The 21,664-nt window shown below is 55.4% G+C and carries 15 protein-coding genes; 10 read left to right on the forward strand and 5 right to left on the reverse strand.

All coding sequences use genetic code 11. The features are described 5' to 3' along the window. Nucleotides 1-871: 871 nt before the first annotated feature. From P0D96_RS27285 to P0D96_RS27300, 4 genes are all read left to right on the forward strand, one after another. Entirely contained in the window at nt 872-2,065 is a 1,194-nt protein-coding gene (locus P0D96_RS27285) for a CaiB/BaiF CoA transferase family protein (protein WP_408316466.1), read from the forward strand. 1 nt (nt 2,066) lies between these two features. Next, complete coding sequence (locus P0D96_RS27290; protein WP_408316468.1) at nt 2,067-2,846, forward strand: enoyl-CoA hydratase-related protein; 780 nt, start codon at nt 2,067-2,069, stop codon at nt 2,844-2,846. Nucleotides 2,847-3,256: 410 nt separating this feature from the next. Continuing rightward, nucleotides 3,257-4,405 carry an acyl-CoA dehydrogenase family protein gene (locus P0D96_RS27295; protein ID WP_408316470.1) on the forward strand — a complete coding sequence of 383 codons (1,149 nt, stop codon included), beginning with the start codon at nt 3,257-3,259 and terminating at the stop codon, nt 4,403-4,405. Nucleotides 4,406-4,601: 196 nt separating this feature from the next. Beyond that, nucleotides 4,602-5,411: an enoyl-CoA hydratase/isomerase family protein gene (locus tag P0D96_RS27300; protein ID WP_408316472.1), complete on the forward strand. Its 810-nt coding sequence runs from the start codon at nt 4,602-4,604 to the stop codon at nt 5,409-5,411. A gap of 755 nt (nt 5,412-6,166) precedes the next feature. Here P0D96_RS27300 and P0D96_RS27305 read toward each other — a convergent pair. From P0D96_RS27305 to P0D96_RS27320, 4 genes are all read right to left on the reverse strand, one after another. Continuing rightward, nucleotides 6,167-7,666, reverse strand: coding sequence for an aldehyde dehydrogenase family protein (locus P0D96_RS27305; RefSeq protein WP_408316474.1), 1,500 nt, complete (start codon nt 7,664-7,666; stop codon nt 6,167-6,169). Between the two features lie 436 nt (nt 7,667-8,102). Next, nucleotides 8,103-8,471, reverse strand: a complete 369-nt coding sequence (locus P0D96_RS27310; protein WP_408316476.1) for a 2Fe-2S iron-sulfur cluster-binding protein — start codon at nt 8,469-8,471, stop codon at nt 8,103-8,105. 14 nt (nt 8,472-8,485) lie between these two features. Continuing rightward, nucleotides 8,486-9,715, reverse strand: coding sequence for an NAD(P)/FAD-dependent oxidoreductase (locus tag P0D96_RS27315; protein WP_408316478.1), 1,230 nt, complete (start codon nt 9,713-9,715; stop codon nt 8,486-8,488). A gap of 7 nt (nt 9,716-9,722) precedes the next feature. Continuing rightward, nucleotides 9,723-10,967 carry a cytochrome P450 gene (locus tag P0D96_RS27320; protein ID WP_408316480.1) on the reverse strand — a complete coding sequence of 415 codons (1,245 nt, stop codon included), beginning with the start codon at nt 10,965-10,967 and terminating at the stop codon, nt 9,723-9,725. Nucleotides 10,968-12,026: 1,059 nt separating this feature from the next. Between P0D96_RS27320 and P0D96_RS27325 the strand changes: the two genes are divergently transcribed. Then, nucleotides 12,027-13,703, forward strand: coding sequence for a GMC family oxidoreductase (locus P0D96_RS27325; RefSeq protein WP_408316482.1), 1,677 nt, complete (start codon nt 12,027-12,029; stop codon nt 13,701-13,703). A gap of 253 nt (nt 13,704-13,956) precedes the next feature. Here the strand turns inward: P0D96_RS27325 and P0D96_RS27330 are convergent, their stop codons facing one another. Beyond that, a complete protein-coding gene (locus P0D96_RS27330) occupies nt 13,957-14,238 on the reverse strand; it encodes a helix-turn-helix domain-containing protein (RefSeq protein ID WP_408316484.1) in 282 nt (93 codons plus the stop codon). Nucleotides 14,239-15,297: 1,059 nt separating this feature from the next. Here P0D96_RS27330 and P0D96_RS27335 point away from each other — a divergent pair. The 5 genes from P0D96_RS27335 to P0D96_RS27355 all read left to right on the forward strand — a co-directional run bounded on the left by P0D96_RS27335 (nt 15,298) and on the right by P0D96_RS27355 (nt 20,803). Then, nucleotides 15,298-16,119: a UGSC family (seleno)protein gene (locus P0D96_RS27335; protein WP_408316486.1), complete on the forward strand. Its 822-nt coding sequence runs from the start codon at nt 15,298-15,300 to the stop codon at nt 16,117-16,119. A gap of 26 nt (nt 16,120-16,145) precedes the next feature. Continuing rightward, a complete protein-coding gene (locus tag P0D96_RS27340; RefSeq protein WP_408316488.1) occupies nt 16,146-17,198 on the forward strand; it encodes a hypothetical protein in 1,053 nt (350 codons plus the stop codon). Between the two features lie 146 nt (nt 17,199-17,344). Next, nucleotides 17,345-18,148 carry an SDR family NAD(P)-dependent oxidoreductase gene (locus P0D96_RS27345; protein ID WP_408316490.1) on the forward strand — a complete coding sequence of 268 codons (804 nt, stop codon included), beginning with the start codon at nt 17,345-17,347 and terminating at the stop codon, nt 18,146-18,148. A 200-nt stretch (nt 18,149-18,348) separates the two neighbouring features. Further along, nucleotides 18,349-19,299 (forward strand): TauD/TfdA dioxygenase family protein, encoded by a 951-nt coding sequence (locus P0D96_RS27350; RefSeq protein ID WP_408316492.1) that lies wholly within the window; start codon nt 18,349-18,351, stop codon nt 19,297-19,299. Between the two features lie 262 nt (nt 19,300-19,561). Further along, nucleotides 19,562-20,803, forward strand: a complete 1,242-nt coding sequence (locus P0D96_RS27355; protein ID WP_408316494.1) for a porin — start codon at nt 19,562-19,564, stop codon at nt 20,801-20,803. Nucleotides 20,804-21,664 lie beyond the last annotated feature (861 nt).

Below are 21,664 nucleotides of genomic sequence, written 5' to 3' on the forward strand. Positions count from 1 at the left end.
CTTGATTCAATGTGTGTCTCCCAAGCGGGCGTCGCACGAACTGCGTTGCGGGGCTCGTGTTGAACGGGCGCCAAATGCGAAGCAGACACGGCCGGCACACGTCGCGCGAGCCGCCATCCCAATCATTCGCTGCTTCACTTGCTGATAACGAAAGCGGTCTGTGCGCTGGACTCAGCGCGGGTATGTGGTATCCAAAACGAGCTGCGGAAGCGCATGTTGAAAGTAGGAATGCATTCAGGTAGATCCGCGCTGTGCATTGCGTGCGCTGGGCGTCAAAGCAAGGTACCTGCGTTGACGGAATCCGCGTGAGCAGACGACGTAAGCCGGTGGGAGAGTCTCCCAGCACGAGCGCCGCGGCAGCAACGGACCTCGTGGACTGATCTGCTTTCACGTTTTCGGTTCCTTCTCACGCAAGCCCTGACTTGCCGCGCAGACTTGGTCGAGATGTCCTCCGATCTCCGTCATTCAATCTCCAATTTCCAGTCTGGCAGTGTAATTGACTCAGTTTCTCCGCCGTTTTGCGAGTCGGACCCTGTTGCGGACCAACTTCGCGTTCAGCCCTCCATGCGGGGCTGTAGGTCCGAGGGGCTCGAACCTTCCAGTTCGTTTATAACAACGCGTTCTGAACGGGCGTCGCCCAGACGGCGCAGGGTCAGAATGCGATCGAGAACTGCTTGAGATGTCTCCTCATGAGGGGCTGTTCCGGCATGTTTCTGGATGGTCCTCTTTCCGATGAGTTGACAATAGGTAGGACCAACACTAATATAAAACCAACCTATACATGGCTACAATGTAAAGCGTAAACCGAGGATTGGCATCAGGTTGAACACTGATGCTACGTACCTACCGACTTTTTTGTGAAGGTTAGCCGATGAGTGATGCAATCCGTCAAGGTCCGCTCGAGCGGTTTCGTGTGCTGGATCTCTCGCGTCTGCGCTCAGGCCCAACAGCGGCCCGGCAGCTGGCAGATTGGGGCGCAGATGTGATCAAGGTCGAGAGTCCAGAATCCTTGGAGGTCAGCGATGGTTGGATCGGTAAGCGCTTGGGGTCCGACTTTCAGAATATGCATCGAAACAAGCGCAGCGTCACCGTAAATCTCAAGAGTCCTGAGGGGATTGAGATTCTGAAGAAGATGGCCGAACAAGCGGACGTGGTTATTGAGAACTTCCGCCCCGCCGTGAAGTTTCGACTTGGCATCGACTACGAGACGCTGCGGCAGCGAAATCCACGGTTGGTGTATGCGAGCATTTCCGGATTCGGGCAGGATGGCCCCTATGCAGATCGCCCTGGATACGACCACATTGTGCAGGGGATGGGCGGTCTGATGGCCATCACGGGGAAGAAAGGGCAGGGGCCACTTCGTACGGGAATTTCCGTGGCAGACACAGCGGTCGGTTTGTACGCGGCGCTCGGTATCCTCACCGCACTTTTGGAGCGAGAGGTTTCCGGTGAGGGACAGTGGGTGCAGACTTCATTGCTGCAGGGGATGATTGCCATGGTCGATTACCAGGCTGCACGTTGGTTGATGGACGGGGAGATTCCCGAGCAGGCCGGCAATGACCATCCCACTGCAATACCGACGGGCGTCTTCCAGACATCCGACGGATATATCAACATCGCCACTGCGGGAGAGGAGATGTGGAGGCGGCTGTGTGTAGCAATCGATGCGCCCCATTTGTTCTCTTCCGCTCAATACTCGACCAACGACTTAAGGTCGAAAAACAGAGATGCGCTCCATGACGAGCTGACCGCCTATACAAAGCAAAAAACAAGCGAAGAATGGATCAAGATTTTCGAAGCAACCAGCGTCGCTAGTGGTCCGATCTATCGGATGAACGAGGTCTTCGCGGACCCCCAAACCCAGCATCTCGGAATGGCCGTCGCCATTCCCCACCCAGAGCTTAAAGAGATCAATGTTGTTGGGCAAGCGTATGCGCTTTCGCGTACACCAAGCCAGATGCGAGCACCGACGCCTCGACGCGGTCAGCATACCGACGAAGTGCTAGTGAATCTTGGGTATACCAAGGATGAGATCGAAGATTTGCGTGTGCGGCAGGTGATCTGAGATGCCAGAAATCCTTGTCGAGAAATCGGGCCCGGTGGCGCGCATCGTCATATCCCACCGCGAGCGCCGCAACGCCATGACATATGAGATGTTCGTCGACATATCGCGTGTATTTGATGAACTCAGTAACGACCCCGTGACGAGAGTTATTGTTCTTACGGGAGACGGGGCGACGTTTACCGCGGGTGGGGATATTTCACAGTTCAAAGAGTTGCGCACGGACAGCGGGAGCGAGAGAAACTTTGTCGCTGCAGTCGATCGAGCGTTGACTGCTCCGACTCGTTGCAACAAGCCCGTGATTGCTAGCATTCGCGGGATTTGCATGGGTGGGGGGCTTCAACTAGCAGCGGGATGTGATGTTCGCATTGCGGCGGACGATGCGGTATTTCGTATGCCCGCCGCTCGGCTCGGTGCCGGCTATCGATTTGAGGGAATTCAACGCTTCGTGGCATTGATTGGAGCTTCCAATACGGCCGATCTATTCTTTTCAGCCCGAAAATTTGATGCACAAGAGGCGATGCGCCTCAGCTTTGTGAATCGCACCGTTGCCGGAGCTGACCTTGACGAGGTAGTGCAGAGTTATTGCGAGTTGGTCGCCGAAAATGCGCCTTTGACAATCAGCGCCGCGAAAGTCGCGATACGGGAAGCGCTGAACGATCCGGGTAAGCGCGATACAGCTGCTTTGCAAACAAGGATCGACGCGTGTTTCGGGAGCTACGATCAGAAAGAAGGCCGCTTGGCGTTCATGGAGAAGAGGAAGCCTCAGTTTCTAGGGCGATAGGATGCGTCCCCCCGACGGGCGCATTCTTCGCCAGACTGCACGCGCAACAGTTCGTCACCCTAGGCAATTCAGTAGTTCGGGAACTGATGCCAGACGGACGCCTGAGTTCGTGCAAGGATGGCTGCTCGTATCGGAAATTCATGACCGAAAACACGCTGTCTATGCACCGCATTTGTCTGCCAGAGTACATTTTGAAGAGTTACCAGAACCGAAGAATAATTTAGCGAGAGAGACCGGCGATCTCCAAAACCAAGAAGATCAACGGTGCTCACCGCGCGTTCGCATGGTCGACAAGCGACCACTAGGTTGCAGCCTGTTTCGCGGAGCGTATGTGTTGCCTGATTTTTGCAGTTTCCACTGATCTAGTCGTTTTTTTTCAATTAGCGAGCTATTTGAAAGGGATTGGAAGAATGAAATTTACTGAGGAACAGATCGCTTTTCGCGACAGTATTCGCAAGATGGTGGAAAAAGCTGTGGCTCCGATTGCCGCTGAGATCGACGAAACCGATCGGTTCCCGACTGAGATTGTCAAACTTTTCGGCGAAATGGGTTTGATGCAACTTTGGGTGCCGGAGCGCTATGGTGGTCCAGAGGCAGATTTGGCGACCGTGTGTCTTGTAAGAGAGGAGATTTCACGGGTTTCTGCGGCGTGCGGTGCGATTGCTGCCCTTAACAGTATGTTTGTATTGCCGTTGCTCCATTTCGGGTCAGAAGAACAGCGTCAACGATTCTTGCCCGTGATCGCAGAAGGCGGTGTGGTTACCGCAACTGCGATATCTGAGCCTCAGGCTGGTTCTGACGCTGGTGCCATGAATACGCGCGCCGTCCGTGATGGCGACAGCTATGTGGTCAATGGCCGAAAGCAGTGGTGTAGTTATGGCGTCGAGGCCGATTACATCATTCTCATGGCAAGAACCAGCGGAAATTCAGGCGCAGAGGGCGTCAGTGCTTTCATCCTGGAGCCCAAGAAAGTGCAGGGCGTCACATTCGGTCGTCATGAGCGGAAGATGGGTTTTCACGGCGCACCTAACACACCGATCTTCCTCGATAACGTACGGATACCGGTTGAGAACCTTATTGGGGAAGAAGGCAAGGGGTTTAAGGCATCGATGCGCGCACTAGACTTGAACAGGCCAACCATCGGCGCGCAGGCCGTCGGCATCGCGCAGGGCGCGTTGGATGTGGCTGTTGCATATGCCAAGGAGCGCAAGCAGTTCAATCGAAGCATCTCTGAATTCCAGGGGATCCAGTTCATGCTGGCCGATATGGACATCCAGATTTCGGCCGCACGCGCCCTGATTTATGAATGTGCACAGGCTAGCGAAGACGGAGATTGGTCTCGCCTTAACGTCTTGGCCAGCAAGGCCAAGTGTTTTGCCAGCGACGTAGCGATGCGAGTCACAACCGACGCCGTTCAGGTATTGGGGGGATACGGCTACACGCGAGATTACCCTGTAGAACGCATGATGCGCGATGCCAAGCTGACGCAGATCTTCGAAGGGACTAATCAGATCCAGCGGTTGGTCGTGGCCCGGCAACTGCTCGCCGAAAGCAGGTAGCGCCAACGCATCTATAAGGGGCGGTCTGATTTTTTTTTAGGTACTCACTCAGAAGGACCAATGCGTTCTCTGTGCGCCTGCCAACCACGCAGAACCTTGACTCAAAGACGTGGTTCTTGGGAGGGCAGTTTGTATTCGAAATCAAGTTTCCGATCGATCCAGATTCTTTAAACCCAGTACGAAAACGGAACCAATCATGTCAAGATTTGAGAAATATAAGGACCTCGTCATCACAGTCCAAAATCGAGTGGCGACTGTAACGTTGAACCGGCCAGAGGTGCGCAACGCGATCAATCAACGATTAATCAATGAACTGCGCAATATTTGGATCGACTTGGCAGATGAACCAACCATCAACGCAGTCGTACTTACGGGCGCCGGTGACTACTTCAGCGTCGGCGGGGACGTTAAGGCAATGTCCGAGCGGCCCGGTGGCGACGTACTCGAGGAAGGGGAAGTTCACGACCCGATGGTAATGCGGCGCATCGTTACCCGCCTGCTCGAGCTGGACAAGCCGATTGTCAGTGCCATCAACGGCGATGCCATTGGGCTGGCTGCGACAATCTCTCTTCTATGCGACATTCCCGTCATGTCGGAGGAAGCCCGAATTGGCGATACGCACGTCAGCCGTGTGGGGCTGGTGGCGGGGGACGGTGGAACAGTAATTTGGCCATTGCTGCTCGGTGTGAACAAGGCAAAGGAATTTCTGATCCGAGGGACTTTACTCACAGGCCGCGAAGCAGAACGGATCGGATTGGTCAATCACTGCGTGCCCAAGAAAGACGTGCTGTCGACTGCCGTTCAAATTGCTGAGGAACTTGCAAATGGACCCACATGGGCTATTCGGTGGACTAAACTGTCTGTCAACCAGATTCTGAAGGACCGCGTGAATCATCTGATGGAGGCATCGATGGCGTTGGAGAACGTGACGTTCGAAACGGCGGACCATCGTGAAGCTACGCTTGCGTTCAAGGAAAAACGTAGGCCGAAGTTCACCGGCGCATAAGCGGAAATCATAGCGTCGGATCCGGCAAGCACGGGTCATTCGTTGAGTGGGCCGTCAGCTTGCCGGAAGTACGGCGGCAAATATCGACGTGTGAATTGGTCCGGCCGCACTGCATTGGTGTGAAGGTGATCCGGCGTATAGCGCTGCGCAGGCGGCATTGTCGAACCGATTGCTGAATTTGACCGCTTGTATAGGGCGGCGTGCGCATCGAGCCCACTAGGCTATCGATCGGGATTGAGCAGAATAGCGCCGGCGCCACGCTTGCATCTGTGTCGCGGCGCCGGTGAAGATCGCGGCCGAGAAGGCAGATTCAGATGAATCGCAAACTTGTATTTCTTGATACGTCGGCTCGATCAGGGCCGGCCGGGGCCGGGAGGCTTGTGCCGGGAGCACAGTGAAGTCGCCGAGTTAGTCAACGGATTCGGTCAGAACGTGTGCGTTTCGTTCGTCGGACAGATCGGCCGAGACACCCGCGGGCCTTGCCGCTCACTATCTCGAGATCGTCGGCCACTGCGGCGAATTGTCTGCCATCGATATTCGCCGTGGCGGTTGTTGCGCCACTCGCCGCGAGCCTTCGGTCAGATGACTGGTTTGCGTCGCGTTTTCATCGTTGTACTGCCGGACATTTTTGTTCACCAATCTGGCGATTCCAGATACTGTGAAAAACCAGAGAAGCCGGTCAGCTTGGTACTCGCGCCGCACAGCCGGGCACTTTTTTGGTGGGGAACCGGAAATCGGTTCCGGGAGCGGCATGATCAGGCGTCGAGATTGAAGTTGATCGTCTTCAACTCGGTGAATGCCTCAATGGACGACCAGCCGCCTTCGCGTCCGATACCCGAGCGCTTGACGCCGCCCATTGGTGCGTTCGGAGTGCTTGCGTAGGCGTTCACGCCAATCGAGCCGCTGCGGATGGCGCGTGCGACGCGGAAGGCGCGGCTGACGTCAGTGGTATAGATGCATCCGGCGAGACCGTATTCGCTGTCATTGGCGATCCGGATCGCTTCTTCCTCCGTGTCGAAAGCGATCACGCTGAGTACAGGCCCAAAGATCTCCTCGCGTGCGATTTTCATCTTGTTGTTCACGTTCAAGAATAGAGCTGGGTTGATCCAGTTTCCACCGCTAAGGTCGCCCCCTGGCGTGTCGCCGCCGAATACCAATTCGGCGCCTTCCTGTTTGCCGCTCTCGATATAGCCTAGGATACGCGCCTGCTGCAGGCGCGATATTACCGGAGCCGACGTCGTAGCTGGATCGAACGGATCACCGAAGCGGACGGACTTTACCTGCTCGCGGGCATGGTGCACGAACTCGTCGACGAGCGAACGGTGCACTACGGCGCGACTCGGCGTTGAGCATACTTGACCAGACAGGAAGGTGGAACACAGGCCCATTAGTGTCGTCGCTGTCGCCGCGACGCTGCGGGTATCAGGGAAGACGATGCCCGCGCTTTTACCGCCGAGTTCAAGGGACAGACGCTTCATGTTGGCGCCGCTCGCCAACAGTATCTTTTCACCGACAGCCGGGCTGCCGGTGAAGGTCACCTTGTCGACGCCCGGATGCGACGCGAGAGCCGCGCCCGTGCCGCCTGCACCGGTCACAAGGTTGAAAACGCCCGGAGGCAGATCACATTCGGCGACGATTTCGGCGAGCTTGAGCACCGCCATATTGGTGTATTCGGAAGGCTTGACTACGACCGTGCATCCGCAGGCGAGTGCAGGGGCTACTTTCATCGCGAACGTCAGCAACGGCGCATTCCAGGCCAGGATCGCGCCCACTACGCCGACCGGTTCACGGAACGTCATGTAGTGCATGTTCGACGCGTCTGAGAACTGTGGAAAGGTCTCTCCGGTAATCTTGTCGATCCACCCTAGATAGTGATCGAAAACGCTCGCGGCGCCCTTGGCCGATACGCGCGACTGGCGGCTAAAGGTGAAGGGCACGCCATTGTCGAGAGTCTGCAGCTGCGCGAGTTCCTTCTCGGCCTTGTAGAGACGCTCGACGATTGGTTGCAACACGCGCTTACGGTCATCCGCGGCCATACGCCGCCAGGGGCCTTCGTCAAAAGCCTTACGGGCAGCCGCGACAGCGAGATCGACGCCATATGTGCCAGCTTCGGCACAGTCGATCATGATCTCGTTGGTTGCAGGATGGCGCTGATGGAAGCGCTCGCCTTCCCACTCGTGCCATGCACCTGCGATGAATAACCGTCCAGGACGAACGCCCAGTTCATCCCGCATAGGGGCTAGACTAATTGACATGAGTTGTTCTCCAGTGTGTGTCGCTGACAGTCCGAACGTGTTCGTTTCCTCGGTAGCGGGTCGTCGACGCGACGGTTCGTCGCTTCAACGCACCTCTAGTTGACAAAACCAACTAGACGAGCAGCGTTTCGGTGCAGCACGGTGATATACGGCATGAACGAGCGAAATAGTGCCTGCATCCCGCTCAGAATTTGTCGTGCTAACGTCAGAAAGATCAAGACGGTGATCCTCGGTACCTCGACACTCGAATTACCGGGGCCATGGGCAATCCTTGCCCGGTTATCTGAGCGTGTCTGCTCGTAACGTCTTGATTTTCGATAATCATCCACCTGGCCTGTATTTGCGTAAGGTCTTATTCGCGGCGATTTAACGAATGGCATCACCCGGTCAGGATTTGGCTTGCTCACCAGAATTCACACCAAAGGAAGCAAGTGATCTACTCTTCCTCAGGCGCCATACGTACCGTGATTCCGTCAAGCGCCAGGTCGTGGTGGACCTGGCAGGAAAGTCGTGATGTCTCGGGATCGTAGGCCTGGGTTTCCTCGACTAACTCCTGCTCGTCCTGATGTCTGGTGCCGAGTTGTTTGACTAGATTGGCATCAAGAAAGACGTGGCAGGTGGCGCAGGCAGCTCTGCCTCCGCAAGAAGCGAGCACTGGCAGCCCGTTGTCTCTCAGCGCTTCCATGAGTGACTGACCGGGTAACCATTCGAGATGATGTTCGCGGCCATCGCGGTCGATAACATGAATGCGGGTGCCCGCAGTGACGCTGGCGGCAGCGTGGTGCATTGTGGAGGTTGCAGTCATATGTTGCTTTCCTTTCATTGGGGTGGCATTTCACATGTGGTCGCCAGTTTGACAGTTTCATCAGCTGCCAGCGCGCGGTCGATCTGTGCCTTGGCGGCAATCAGTCGCTTGGCCGGCATAAAGTCTTTCAGCGTTCCAACGGTGTCGATGGCGACGAGCCTGCTGTTGCGGAGGTAGAGAACAGAGAAACGGCCGCTCTCCGGCCGTCCTCGCACGACCACCTCATCATCGGCGCGCCAGAGCCCTGCCGTCTGAAGTCGCACTTCATGCTGAATCGTCCAAAACCACGGCACTTCCGGTATGGTCTCCGAGCCGGTCGCAATGTGGTTTGCCGCGGTCATCGCTTGCGCCAGAGCACTCTGCACGCTCTCCAGACGGATTCCCTCCGGGACATCTAACGATGCAGTCCGACTGACATCGCCAATTGCGTAGACATTGGGATCCGATGTTCTGCAGTGGTGGTCAACAAGAATCCCATCAGCGCAGGCGATTCCGGCGCCCTCCGCGACGCTTTGGTTTGGCTGTACGCCGATACCCACCACGACCAGATCGGCCGCGTGGACCTTTCCGGCCGTTGTCAAAACGTGCTCTACATGACAGTCGCCCTGGAACTCGATAACCCCAGCCCCGAACTCAAACAAGGTTCCGAAGGATCGGTGCAGCTCCTCGAAGTAACGGGACACCACCCCGGATGTCACCCGACTCATTGCGCGGTTTTGAGCTTCGAGAACCGTGACTTCACAACCGGCTTCTGAAGCGGCAGCCGCAACCTCCAGACCGATGTAGCCCGCACCAACTACAACGACACGACGCGCATCGCATAGCGCCTGTTTAATTGCGCGTGAGTCCGCCAAGGTCTTCAACACGTGGATGCCGCGAAGATGGCTTCCTGGCACGTTCAGTTGTCGTGGCTTGGAACCTGTGGCAACGACTAGCTTCGAGTACAGGATCGACGGTGCGCCCTCAAGCTCAATCTCTTTCTCCAGCCGATTAAGCCGACTAACGTGGACCCCCGTGATCAAACTAATGTTTCTGTCCGCGTAATAGTCCTTCTTTCGCAGTAAACTTGGGGGCGGCTCACTCTCCGTCAGCATCTCTTTCGAAAGTGGGGGACGCTCGTAGGGCATTTCGTTCTCCTGGTCGACAAGAACTATGCCCCCTTTAAAGCCAATTTCCGACAGGTGGGCTGCCGCCTGGACGCCGGCGTGCCCCGCACCGACTATTACAACTGGTTTGTCCGACATTGTTCGCTCACTTCGACGGAACTAGATCGACCCGAAGAGTTTCAGGTCCAACAATCATGCTGTTGCCTTTGAGGTAAACAATGTCCAGTTCGTGATCGAATGTAATCGACGCAACCTTTTGTCCGAGCAGTTGTGTCGTAACCAGGGTCTCCAACCGTGCGAGCGGCGCCCCCAAACAGGTGTGGATGCCGTAACCAAAGCCAAAGTGTCCATCGGCCTTTCGGTCGATATCAAACTCGTTGGCATGAGGCCAGACAGACTCGTCGCGGTTTGCCGACGCGATCAGCAACCGCAGCGTGGATCCCGCCGGAATAGGGATGCCCTGCATCTCTGTGTCTTCGGTTGTCCGGCGGACTACGCGGTGGACAGGGCCGCGCATCCGAACGAGCTCCTCAACGAAGCGCGCGGGTGCGTCGGGTTCATTCCGAAGTCGGCCGAGTAGGCTGGGATTGTAGTGAAGCTCTCGGAACGCGCCAGCAATCAGTCGCGCTGTTGTCTCAAAACCGGAGACAAAAACAAACCCACACAACTCGGTTGCTTCTTGTTCGGTCAGCGCGCCATCGTCAAGCCAGGAGCGAGCAATATTTCCGCCAACTGACTGGCTACCCTCGTCGTAAAGACGTCGCAGGTTTTCATTCAGATACTTGAAAAAGTCCCTCGCATGTTGTTCGTCATTGGGTAACCCCGGCGCGTTGCGAGCGATTCGAGCGAAATAGGTGAACATCTGGTCAGCCCAAAAACTGACCTGATCAATATCATCGATTGGTATCTTAACAATGCTGCTGATCATCGCCATCGTCAGCGGACGAGCGAAGTTTTCTATCACCTCGCCACCGCGTGAAGCAATCATTGCGTCCAACCTTTCGGCGGCAATCTCTCGGATTAGATCCTCGGTCGCCGAAATGTTCTTCGGCGTGAAGGCTGCGGCGACCACGGTTCGAAGTCGTGTGTGATCCGCGTTGTCCATTAACGTGAGAAATGCGAGAGGTTGGACCTCGTGCACCTGGGACCGGAACAACTTTGGCTTGCGCAAAGCGTTTCGGACGTCCTCAAATCGAGAGATCATCCAAACGTCGCTATCTTCATGCTTTACCCGAAGAACTGGTGCGTTCTTCCGCATCCACTTGTAGTGCTCGTAGGGTTCACTCTGGCTACCTGTTTCATCAATGATCCGATACGGTTCCAGCCCTTCGGGCCAGTCGAGTTCGTGTGAATACGGCGGCAATGCATTGTTGCCCGTGGAATTTGACATCCGGTGTTCCTCCTTTCAAGACCGAAGGGGCGTTGCCGTAGGTCCGTCTTGCTGTTTCATCTGGAGCGCGACAAGGCGAGAGCGCTCCAAGTGAGATTCGCCGGGACTGGTACGCCCAAAATGAGAGCCCTTGCATTTGCGAATAGTGTTGGCATCAAAAAAATCGCCGGCGCTGGTTCCCCAAGGAACAGTCAAGGAGAGCAATAGGCAAGGCACAGCCAATCCATCCCATTCGTCGAGCGCTGGCCCGGCGCCGCTGCGGCGTTCATTGCCAGTTCGCTTGAGAAAGGGCGGCCGCCTGTCGATCCCGGGTCGACGGCGCAGCCCTCTTTTTGAGCAAACCATTGGCCGTTCTCCCATCGGGCTGTCTCCTAATTGTGTTGGACCAATGCTAATATTGGTAGAACCTAATGTCAAGCGGGGGCATGATTGTCATGCTGCTCGTTTAGGTCCCGGCGAGCGGACTGACTCAAAGACTGAGGTAAATAATAAACACACTTTTCACGCCTCAATATTGGGGCTTTCAGAACTAGAGACCGCATTTCTGCGCTGATATCACGCAAGCATTGAGGAATAGATGCGCAGACTGGCGGGAAAAAGAAACGTTTGATAGGGATCTGCCGTCGGGCAGAGCGCGGAGTTGCTGGTCGGGAGAGACCCGTGCAGTTGGCGAATGACCGTACATTTTGCTTCGGATAAGAAAGCTTGTTCCGCCGCATCGCGATCTGGTCGACTTAGGGTAAACGCTTTTGACAATAGGTTGGACCTAATGGAAAGTATGGTTCTATGTGAATCAACTGCATGAAAGGAATCTGGCTTGGCATGCATCAGAATGACCTGGATGTTCGGGGATATCACAGATGCAGCATTCTGTTTTCAGAACACGGAAAGGTTGGGCTTATGGGGACAAGACGCAGCGCGGCAGGGGGCGGATTGGTGCGGCCAACGCGAAGCTTGACGGACTCGTCGCGTCTGAATATGTACGGCGCGCGGGGCGAGGCCGAGACAGTTCCCACGATCACACTAGAACATTCTCACCACTGTATGGGTGCCGATTACATGACTGACTACGACTACATCATTGTCGGTGCGGGTACCGCCGGCTGCGTTCTGGCAAACCGCCTCACGGAAGATTCGCGCAACACAGTATTGTTGCTGGAAGCGGGGCCGAAAGATGACTCCATGTGGATCAACATGCCGGCGGGATTCTTCAAGCTTCTGAATAATCCGAAATACACCTGGCAATTTGAATCTGAGCCGGAACCCTACCTGCACGGTCGTGTGATTCCGGTCCCTCGTGGCAAAACTCTCGGTGGCTCGAGTTCGGTCAATGGCATGCTCTATGTTCGCGGAAATCGGCTGGACTACAACACGTGGGACCGACTTGGCAATCGTGGATGGTCGTACGCTGAAGTGCTTCCGTATTTCAACAAGTCCGAAAACTTTGAGCAAGCCCGTGATGCCACTCGAGGCAGAGACGGCATGCTGAACGTCACTCAAATGAGGGAGCGGGACGAACTGATGGACGCAGTCATCGAAGCAGCGGTTGATGGAGGCTTCCCTCGCAACGTCGACTATAACAGCGGTGACCAGGAAGGCTTTGGGTACTTCCAGGTGAATCAAAAGAACGGGGAGCGGTGGTCAAGCGCTCGCGCGTTCCTCGAGCCAGCGAGGAGTAGGCCCAACCTCACCGTAATCACCGAGGCGGTGGCAACTCGCGTCCTATTGGATGGAAAGCGCGCGGTTGGCGTCGCCTATACCCGTGACCGTGCCATCGTCGAAGTGCATTGCAATCGGGAAGTAATACTTGCCGCTGGGGCGGTGAAATCCCCTCACATCTTGGAGTTGTCCGGCATCGGGCAAGCGGATCTGCTTCGTTCACTCGGTATCCCGGTTAATCATCACTTGCCGGGGGTAGGGGAAAACTACCGGGATCACTACGCACCCAGAATGAATTGGCGCGTGACGCAACCGATAACATTAAATGAGCTGTCACGCGGGCTTCCGCTGGCCAGAGAGGTCATCAAGTACTACACGCAACGGAAGGGTATCCTGACCAACGCTCCCGGTATGGTCTACGGCTTTGTCAAGACCTCCCCGGAACTGCAGGAGCCGGATGTGCAGTATTGTTTCACCCCTGCCAGCTATGCCCCCGGGACTAAGCGCGTCTTGGACCGTGAGCCGGGAATGACTCTAACACTGTATCAATGCCGACCCGAATCAAGGGGAACCATCCACGCCCGCTCCAGCGATCCGATGGCCGCACCGAGAATCTGTCCCAATTTTCTGGCGGAGCAAGTTGATAGAGACGTGCTTGTTAAAGGCATGAAAATCGGCGATACCATCATGGCGAACCGCCTGATGGACAAGTATCGTGCCTATCGGATGAATCCTTCAGGGTCTCTTGCGTCGGACGTTGAGTGGCTTGACTTTGCCAGGCAAAACGGACAGACGACCTTCCACGTCGTTGGAACCTGCAAGATGGGAGATGACCGGCTTGCCGTCGTCGATGACCAGTTGCGAGTGCACGGAGTCGCGGGGTTGCGAGTCATTGACGCCTCGATCATGCCCACAATGGTGTCGGGTAATACTAATGCCGCTGTCGTCATGATCGCCGAAAAAGGGGCCGACATGATCAAGGCATCGTGGAGGCTTTCGCCATCGACGGTGAGTTTGAAGGTTCACAAATCTGCAGATACGGATTGTCTTTGCAGCGGAAACGGTGGTTCCCGCTAAAGGAGTGCGAGGCTGCGCGCCGCGACCATAGGTGATTTTTTGCGTCGCCGCGAGGCGGCGAACCCGTGCCCACACAATCAGCTCTGTACACCGCATCAACATCGAGCAGGTAATCAGGCGAAGCGCGGCACTTCCTCGCAAACGAGGGCATAGTGGCAGCCTCGCAACGGATGCGGTCAGCTGTGCCGACGCGCGTCGGGCACCCACACCTTTGCGAAGTCCTTCGCCGAGTAGGTTGAATACTGCGTCACCGCTAACTTAATGGTGCACAAACCTGCACAAGCGGATTGCTATCGCAGGGGTAACGGTGGTCGCTGCTGAGTGGAACGGTGTTGCCGCCGTCGCCCGCGGTACCTGTCGCACTCCGGCGCGGCTTGCCGCCCCGGGTGGCGCGCACCGTGTCACGCTGGTATCGCCGATGGCCGTCGGCAGTCCGGCCAAAGGGCATCAACAGACCCTGCCGATGCCAGCGACGCAGCGCGCCCACCGCTACGCCCAGTTCCGCCGCCGCTTCGCCAATTGATAAGAGTCGCATCCGATGTCTCCACAAAGATACCGGGTGTAGAACCCGTTTTTAAACGCGATGATCAGGTTTCAGTAGACTCAGCGCTTACTACTGCAAACCCACCACATTCCGTCGCTCATGGCAGCAGTATCGTGCTGTGCACGCACCAATTTGGATCGCTGCGCGAGGATGTATCGTCAGTTCTTCGGCAACGCCGAGATTTTTGACGCGCGGAAGGAAGCAGTGATGTGGTCGAAGGAGAGGCGTAAGTCCGTCGTTGCCGGCCCCTGCATTTGACCGCAAAGAATAGAGCAAGCCCACAACTCAGCCCGAAACGATGCTCGAGCCGAAATGCTTCCGGGCAGGGGGCGATCCGATCAGAATTAACCGAGCCAACACGCCGACAATCTGTACGGTGAAGCAGGCATCGCGATGCAGCTGGAATGCGCATCCGCTGCGGCAGGCGGGATCGTCCGTTGCGGGAGAAGTTGACTCTGAACGTGCAACGCGCGCCGACACGCTTATCCGAGTCCCGGTGCGGCGTGGCCATCACGCCCTCGAGCTACCTGCAAGGAAAGGCCTGGATTCGCGTAGGGCTGGTGGGAGCGTGTAGACGCGTGGTGTGCGAGCACTGGCTTGCCACCTAAGGTTGCCCGCCGCCCCGGAGTGCGAAAGATACCTCTGGTCGCGGCGGCCGCGTCGCTCCTTTGCTGGGACGATCGTTTGTCCTGCGAAAGTAGTCTGCATGAGCAGATTTCTGCATCTCCAAACCAACGGCTCAGAAGGCATCAATACGCTTCTTTGTGCGAGCGGCCGTGCGCCTCTTTGTGCAGTGTTGGGGAAAATGAGATGACGAGATTCACTTGTTCAATATAGGACTTACCCGAGTTCGTGTTGTGAAATAGTCAGGACCGCGACGACTGGGCTCCTGCCGCTCAGTCCCGCGTTTACAGGCCTTTGCGCCTAAGTCGACAGGATTGACCGCTGATCCAAACATCCATGCTCGGCACGCTGTCGTGCCAAATATGCCGTTGACAGTTGGTTGGACCAAAAATACAATAGGTCCAACTTAATAAAGGAGTGCCTGCGATGGCGACTGTCACAACAGAGTTAGTCGAGGAAGTCTGCAATCAATATAGCCAGGATGGCCTGAGCTTTCGGCTTTTAAACCTTGATAACGAGGGTCGGCGTATCGAGCTCGCTCTCGAATTCGAAGGCGTCGAATGTATGGATTGTGTGATGCCGGCTGAGCATCTGGAGCGATTGATTGCTTCCAGCCTGAAGAAGCAGATCGATGTTCCGGTTGAGATCAAGCTGCATGATCCGCGAGTTGAGTCGAAGATGGGGAGTACAGCAATACCGATCAGCGTGCCCGGCGTGATTGTGTTGGACCCGACGACATCCACGCTCGCGGGCAACGTAAGTCCGGGGCCTGATGCCGGCAGGCTTAGAGGCAAGACGGTTCTGTTTCGGATTGATGTGTTATGGGAGTCGTGGGATTGGATCGTTGACGAATGGTCCCGACTGCTCGGCGACGCTAATGTCAAGGTCTTGACGTGGAGACGCTCTCAGGGTTCGTGGGGCGGCGAAGCGGAGCGCCTACAAGCTGAATACGTCTCGTTGATCCAATCTTCAGACGCGTTGATTTCGGGCCTCGGCAATTGTGGATCATGCTCCGTTTCTACGGTCAGTGATGCCCTTGCTGGCCTAACTCTGGACGTTCCCACACTCACCGTTGTGACCACATACTTCGCGACACTAGCGCACCATTTGGCTGAGAATTCTGGACGGCCCGCGCTTCGTATATTCGAACTGCCACATCCATTAAGTCAGCGTCCGGAAGACGAAGTGCGGCAGATCGCAAGGGATAACTTTCCTAGTATGTTGGTTGCGCTGGGCGCGACCCTGTAACACAGCTAAAAAATCTGAAAGGAACCATGATGCTTCTAATGAGCGATAGAGTTGAGGTTGCCCCGGATGCGTTTGGCTTCGCGCAATTTGCTGCGGAGCGAGGTTGGGGAGACGGCCTTCCTCTTGTGCATCCAACCGTTGAGTTGGTCGAAGCGTATGTTTTGGCCTCCGGCGCATCTGCAGACCTCGTGGTGGGTCAAATCCCGCCGCACAACGCAGACTGCACGGTAGAGCGGCTTGCGATCAATGCCGTTATGGCCGGTGCCCCCGCAGATGCGATGCCTCTGCTAATGGCCGCCGTCACGGCCATCACAAAGCGCGACTTTGGTCTGCATCCGATGAACGCGACTAGTGCTCCGGTTGTTCCTGCGTTGATTCTGAACGGCTCAATTCGCCACGAACTCAAAATCTCCTGCGGTGCAGGCTGCGTCGGCGGCGCAGATGGCCCCAACCTGGCAATCGGCAGAGCGCTGCGACTGGTAATTCGAAATGTTGGTGGCCAGCGTGTTGGTAAGACTTGTGAGACCTGTTTCGGACAGCCCGCACGCGTCACAGGCATCGTGATTGGTGAGTGGGAGGAGAAATCTCCATGGCCTCCACTTGGCGAACGACGCGGTGTTAGCGGCAATTCTGTCACGGCACTGAGCACGAACGGCACCATGAACATCGTGGACAACACATCGGAAACTGCTGATTTGCTGCTCGACCGGATCGGACGGTCGCTGGCATATCCCGGCTCGAACGGTTTTCGGCCGCACGCAGAATTCGCTACTGTGGGCGTCGGCATCAATCCGATCTGGGCGGAGATCATCGGTAAGGCGTACCCAAATATTGCGGATGTCCAGAAGCGTTTGTGGGATTTCGCCAGCTTTCCGATCGAATCATGGCCGAAAGAGCATCAGATTCTCCTTGAAGAGGCCGGGATGGTTGCCCCGGATGGCCGTGTACCTCTGGTGAAAGATCCGGACAGGTTGCTCATTATGGTTTGCGGTGGACTTACAGGCCATCATGCATTGGCATTGCACGGCTTCTCGTCGTGCGTACCTTCCACGGTCGGGTTCGGTAAGCGGGAAATGTGACGTAGCACTCCCTCCGCGGTCTAGGTTGCGGGGCTACCACCCGGTAAGGACAGAAGGATGTGGTAGCGGGGATTTGATGCTTCGCGAAATGTGGACTCCATTAAGGAGTGTGCATTGCACGCACTTCAACTAACGCGAGGGAGACCATGCAAAGACTACAAGATAAAGTAGCTTTTTTGACTGGTGCAGGGTCGGGCATTGCGAAGGCTACCGCCATTGCATTTGCCAAAGAAGGCGCGAAGGTCGCTGTAATCGAAATTAATAGGGATGCCGGAAGAAAGGCTGAGCAGGCGGTGCGGGAATTCAGTGATGACGTCATATTCATAGAAACGGACGTTACCCACGACGAAAGCGTAAAACATGCCATAGATTCGACTGTCGAAAGGTTCGGGAAATTGGACGTTATGTTCAACTGTGCCGGGGGATCTGAATCTGGTGACGGATTGGTGCACGAAATGAGTCTCGACGTCTGGCAACGTACAATTTTGCTAAACCTGCTTCACCCTTTCCTTTGCTGCAGGCACGGAATTCCACATATGTTGCAGCAGGGCCGCGGTTCCATTATCAATGTTTCGTCACACGTCAGCCTGATCGGTTCTGTGAGACCTATTTATGCAGCGGCTAAGGGAGGTATCAACTCGTTCACTCGAACGTTAGCGGCCCAATACTCCAGGCATGGCTTACGCGCCAACGCAATCGCCTGCGGAACCGTGCTGTCCGAACGGTTGATTGAGCAGCGCGAAACCGAGGATCGGCGTCTTGCGGGTAAGCCAAATCCGGCTGCTGCTGAGCGCAACGCCTTAAAAACCCTTTATCCGTTCTCTATAGGCGGCCCATCCGAAATCGCATCCGTGGCTGTTTTCCTGGCCTCCGATGAGGCGAGCATGGTCAACGGTGCGACTATGGCCGCTGATGGAGGGAGGTCGTCCTATCTAAAGGTATCTGTGTGAGGGGGCCGGCGCTCTAACAGGAAACATGTCCGATGCTGCTGAAGTTAATCATCTGCACGGCTATTGCGAGCGTGGAAGATTATTAATTTAGGTACGATCGTTCTCTCGCTTCAGGGTGAGCGACGCGCAGTTATACCGCTATGTCTGGATTGCTGATGCCGGTCCACTCACAGTCGCGAGATAGAAGGGTGAATGATGCTATGAGCGAAAATCGTTTTTATGCGATAAAAATTCAGCCGATAGCGGCAGCCTTGGGCGCTGTGGTAACTGGCGCCGACCTTCGCCATCTGGACGAACAGGCGTTTCGGCTGATACACCGGGCGTGGCTAGAGAATCTCCTGCTGGTTTTCCGTGGCCAATCTCTATCCCCTGATGACATCGTTAATTTGTCGACCAAGTTCGGAGTGCCGATTACATCACACAATCTGAATAAGGGAAGAATCAAGGACGCTGGCTATGATCAGGAAAATCTTCCGCCAGAGATCACCGTAATATCGAACGTGAAAGACGCAGGCAAGCCATTGGGAGTGTTGGGTGATGCCGAGGTAGTATGGCATTCAGACCATTCATACACCGAAGAACCAGCCGCTGCCAGAATGCTGTATGCCGTTGAAGTGCCGCCAGTTGCGTTGGGAGGCAACACATTCTTCATGAATGCGTACGCAACCTTTGATGAATTGCCGTGCGACCTAAAGAGAACGGTGAGCGGTCGGACAATTAAGCATGACAATGCAATCAGCGTGACGATGGAACCGCGAGAGGGATCCAACCCGGCGGAGAGCATTTTGGAGTCAAGCGGTCCAAGTCATCCGATAATCTCCACTCATCCAGAAACGGGCAGCAACTCGTTGTTTCTGGGGCGGCGAAGTCGCGCATATGTGAACGGCATGTCATTGCCAGACTCAGAAGATCTACTCAATGAACTGTGGTTGCACAGTACCCGCTCTAGTTTCGGTTACGAGCATCAATGGTGTGTTGGAGACCTGGTGCTATGGGACAACCGCTGTACGATGCACCGGCGAAGCGCCTTCGATTCCAACGCTCGCCGAATTCTCTATGCGTCTCAATTGACAGGGCATCGACCTTATGAGGCAAACGACGCACTCAACCGCGCGTACCACCCTAGATTTCACTTGCATTCGCAGGAATAGATAACAATTTTTTTGTTAGCTAGTCTTTTTTCAAAGATGGTGGCCGCTCGCCGTCACGGCAGGCGAACTCAAACATGCAATGGGAGATTGATATCTGAAGTCGTTTTTGTGTTCGGAAGGCTATGTGATGAAATGCCGTTGCTGTTGGTTGTTCTGCGTACGGAAATATTACTGTCTCCCATAGCAGAGAGTATGCAATAGATTACCCTGTTTCGTTTATATATATAGGATAACTAAATTAATACCAGGAGGAGATATGTGTATGTCAGTTCGTACGACAGTGGTAGCGGTGACGGGTATGATCGTGGCTAGTCAGGCGTTTGCCCAAAGTAGCGTTACGTTGTTTGGGGTTGTGGATGCTGCACTTAACTACGTCAGCAACGCGCAAACCAGTAGAGGCCGTAGCGGTCCGGTTGGTCACTCGCAATTTGCGATGCAGGACGGGGGTGTTGGAGGGTTGCAAGGTAGCAGGTGGGGGCTATTCGGGTCGGAGAATCTTGGCGGGGGATTAAGCGCCATTTTTAAAATCGAAAACGGATTCTCTCTGAATAACGGCACTCTAAGCCAGGGAGGTGCTGAATTCGGTCGCCAGGCATGGGTTGGATTGAAATCAGCCTCCTTCGGTACCGTTACGTTAGGGCGTCAGTATGATTCTATTTTTAGTTTTGTCGAGCCATTTGACGTGGCCGCGCAGTGGGCAGGATATTTAGGGGGCCACGCTGGCGACGTAGACAATCTTATTAACACCCGCCGCCTGAATAATTCTATCAAGTACGAGAGTCCGGTTTATCATGGACTTACGTTCGGCGGCGTTTACAGTCTTGGGGGAGTGCCCGGGAGCATCGGAAGAAATCAGGTATATTCTTTCGGCGCCACATATAGCACTGGGTCCCTTTCGGTTGGCGCAGCCTACCTGAATGCACGGAACCCGAACTTCTCCTTTTACGGTACGAATCCGTCCGCTGGAACCAGTCTCACGAGCAACAATTTCGGTTCGCCCGGCAGTACTACGAGTGCTGAATCGAACCCAATTGCCGCAGGTTATGCATCGGCTAGTACAGAACAAATCATCGCCGTGGGAGGGAATTACTTTATCGGCGGGTTTACGATTGGGGCAACTTATTCGAATGTCCAGTTCAAGGGGCTAGGCAATACAGGAGCGTCTGGCCCAAATCCCTTAGGCTACAGCGGCACCGCGACTTTCAACGACGCGGAAGCGAGTCTAAGATACGACTTTACCCCGGCGCTGCTTGCGGGAGTGGCTTATAACTATACTCACAATTCTGGAGCTGCCGGATTCACGGGAGCGACCTATCATCAGGTGACCATCGGCGCAGTTTATTCGCTTTCAAAGCGGACAGCGCTCTCAGCTGTTGTCACCTACCAGCACGCAAGCGGTATCGATTCTCTTGACCAGCCGGCGGTTGCCTATGTCAGCGGCCAGAGCCCGTCGGCAAACAATCATCAGGTGGTCACGTCACTTTCGCTTCGACACGCCTTCTGATGCGAACGGGCCGGCCTCGCTAATTCACTATGGTTTCCGAGGCTCGCTTTTGAGGATTGACTTGGCACTACGTTGTTCCGACTGTGGCGTACCGACGTTTTTGGGTAACAGTTATTAGATAAAGCGGATTCCTCAGGATGCTCATCGTTGAGAGGGACGGTAATATCAGAAATTGATTGAACGGTGGGCGGCCGAATTTGGATCACCTCCCGATCGAGATCAAAGGCCGTGCCGAGAGCATCATCGGACTACCACGCCCTTGGCCCTGTCCGTTACGCGCCGGATCCGGCCTGAGGGCTGTGCGGATACGCAGCGAGATACCACCCGATCGTGCTTACAATTGAAGAGGGGGCAACTTGATCGATATTTCACTTTCTGACGCTGCTTGGCAGCGTGTCAGTCATTTATTGTACCGAGATTCGAGGCGGCGGCCTGACCGCCCCGCGCGGGATCCGCGGGACGTATTGGATGCGATTCCTTTGGGTCACGACCCACAACGAGAAGTGGCACAGGTTACCGACTAATTTTCCGCCGCCACAGACGTGCTATATCAAATGCCTACAATGGTGACGGGATGGTCCTATGGACAAGGTACTTGATGAGTTAAAGACTCGCGAAGTCCGACCGGCTTAAGTGGCTGAATAATGTGATGAAGTACACGACTGCTAATTCTTTGAGTTTGTCCGTTGTTGGGACGTGCAGATTCGGTTGGAAGCTAGGTGACTGCTCGTCCAATGCAATGCGGTCACTATACGTCGACTATCGGTGTGACGAAATTGCTGCGGGTCGATGAGCGTGCTAATGAAAACGGGCGTGCGTGCACGGCGGAGGCAGAAGTAGAAGTGCAGCGGAAACGTTGCG

It is taken from the genome of Paraburkholderia sp. RL17-347-BIC-D (assembly GCF_046027915.1).
GTDB lineage: Bacteria > Pseudomonadota > Gammaproteobacteria > Burkholderiales > Burkholderiaceae > Paraburkholderia.

What these genes read in the sequence shown, in the direction of transcription:
- P0D96_RS27285 (WP_408316466.1), top strand. Translation starts at nt 872, where the DNA reads ATGAGTGATGCAATCCGTCAAGGTCCGCTCGAGCGGTTTCGTGTGCTG.
- P0D96_RS27290 (WP_408316468.1), top strand. Translation starts at nt 2,067, where the DNA reads ATGCCAGAAATCCTTGTCGAGAAATCGGGCCCGGTGGCGCGCATCGTC.
- P0D96_RS27295 (WP_408316470.1), top strand. Translation starts at nt 3,257, where the DNA reads ATGAAATTTACTGAGGAACAGATCGCTTTTCGCGACAGTATTCGCAAG.
- P0D96_RS27300 (WP_408316472.1), top strand. Translation starts at nt 4,602, where the DNA reads ATGTCAAGATTTGAGAAATATAAGGACCTCGTCATCACAGTCCAAAAT.
- P0D96_RS27305 (WP_408316474.1), bottom strand. Translation starts at nt 7,666, where the DNA reads ATGTCAATTAGTCTAGCCCCTATGCGGGATGAACTGGGCGTTCGTCCT.
- P0D96_RS27310 (WP_408316476.1), bottom strand. Translation starts at nt 8,471, where the DNA reads ATGACTGCAACCTCCACAATGCACCACGCTGCCGCCAGCGTCACTGCG.
- P0D96_RS27315 (WP_408316478.1), bottom strand. Translation starts at nt 9,715, where the DNA reads ATGTCGGACAAACCAGTTGTAATAGTCGGTGCGGGGCACGCCGGCGTC.
- P0D96_RS27320 (WP_408316480.1), bottom strand. Translation starts at nt 10,967, where the DNA reads ATGTCAAATTCCACGGGCAACAATGCATTGCCGCCGTATTCACACGAA.
- P0D96_RS27325 (WP_408316482.1), top strand. Translation starts at nt 12,027, where the DNA reads ATGACTGACTACGACTACATCATTGTCGGTGCGGGTACCGCCGGCTGC.
- P0D96_RS27330 (WP_408316484.1), bottom strand. Translation starts at nt 14,238, where the DNA reads ATGCGACTCTTATCAATTGGCGAAGCGGCGGCGGAACTGGGCGTAGCG.
- P0D96_RS27335 (WP_408316486.1), top strand. Translation starts at nt 15,298, where the DNA reads ATGGCGACTGTCACAACAGAGTTAGTCGAGGAAGTCTGCAATCAATAT.
- P0D96_RS27340 (WP_408316488.1), top strand. Translation starts at nt 16,146, where the DNA reads ATGATGCTTCTAATGAGCGATAGAGTTGAGGTTGCCCCGGATGCGTTT.
- P0D96_RS27345 (WP_408316490.1), top strand. Translation starts at nt 17,345, where the DNA reads ATGCAAAGACTACAAGATAAAGTAGCTTTTTTGACTGGTGCAGGGTCG.
- P0D96_RS27350 (WP_408316492.1), top strand. Translation starts at nt 18,349, where the DNA reads ATGAGCGAAAATCGTTTTTATGCGATAAAAATTCAGCCGATAGCGGCA.
- P0D96_RS27355 (WP_408316494.1), top strand. Translation starts at nt 19,562, where the DNA reads ATGTCAGTTCGTACGACAGTGGTAGCGGTGACGGGTATGATCGTGGCT.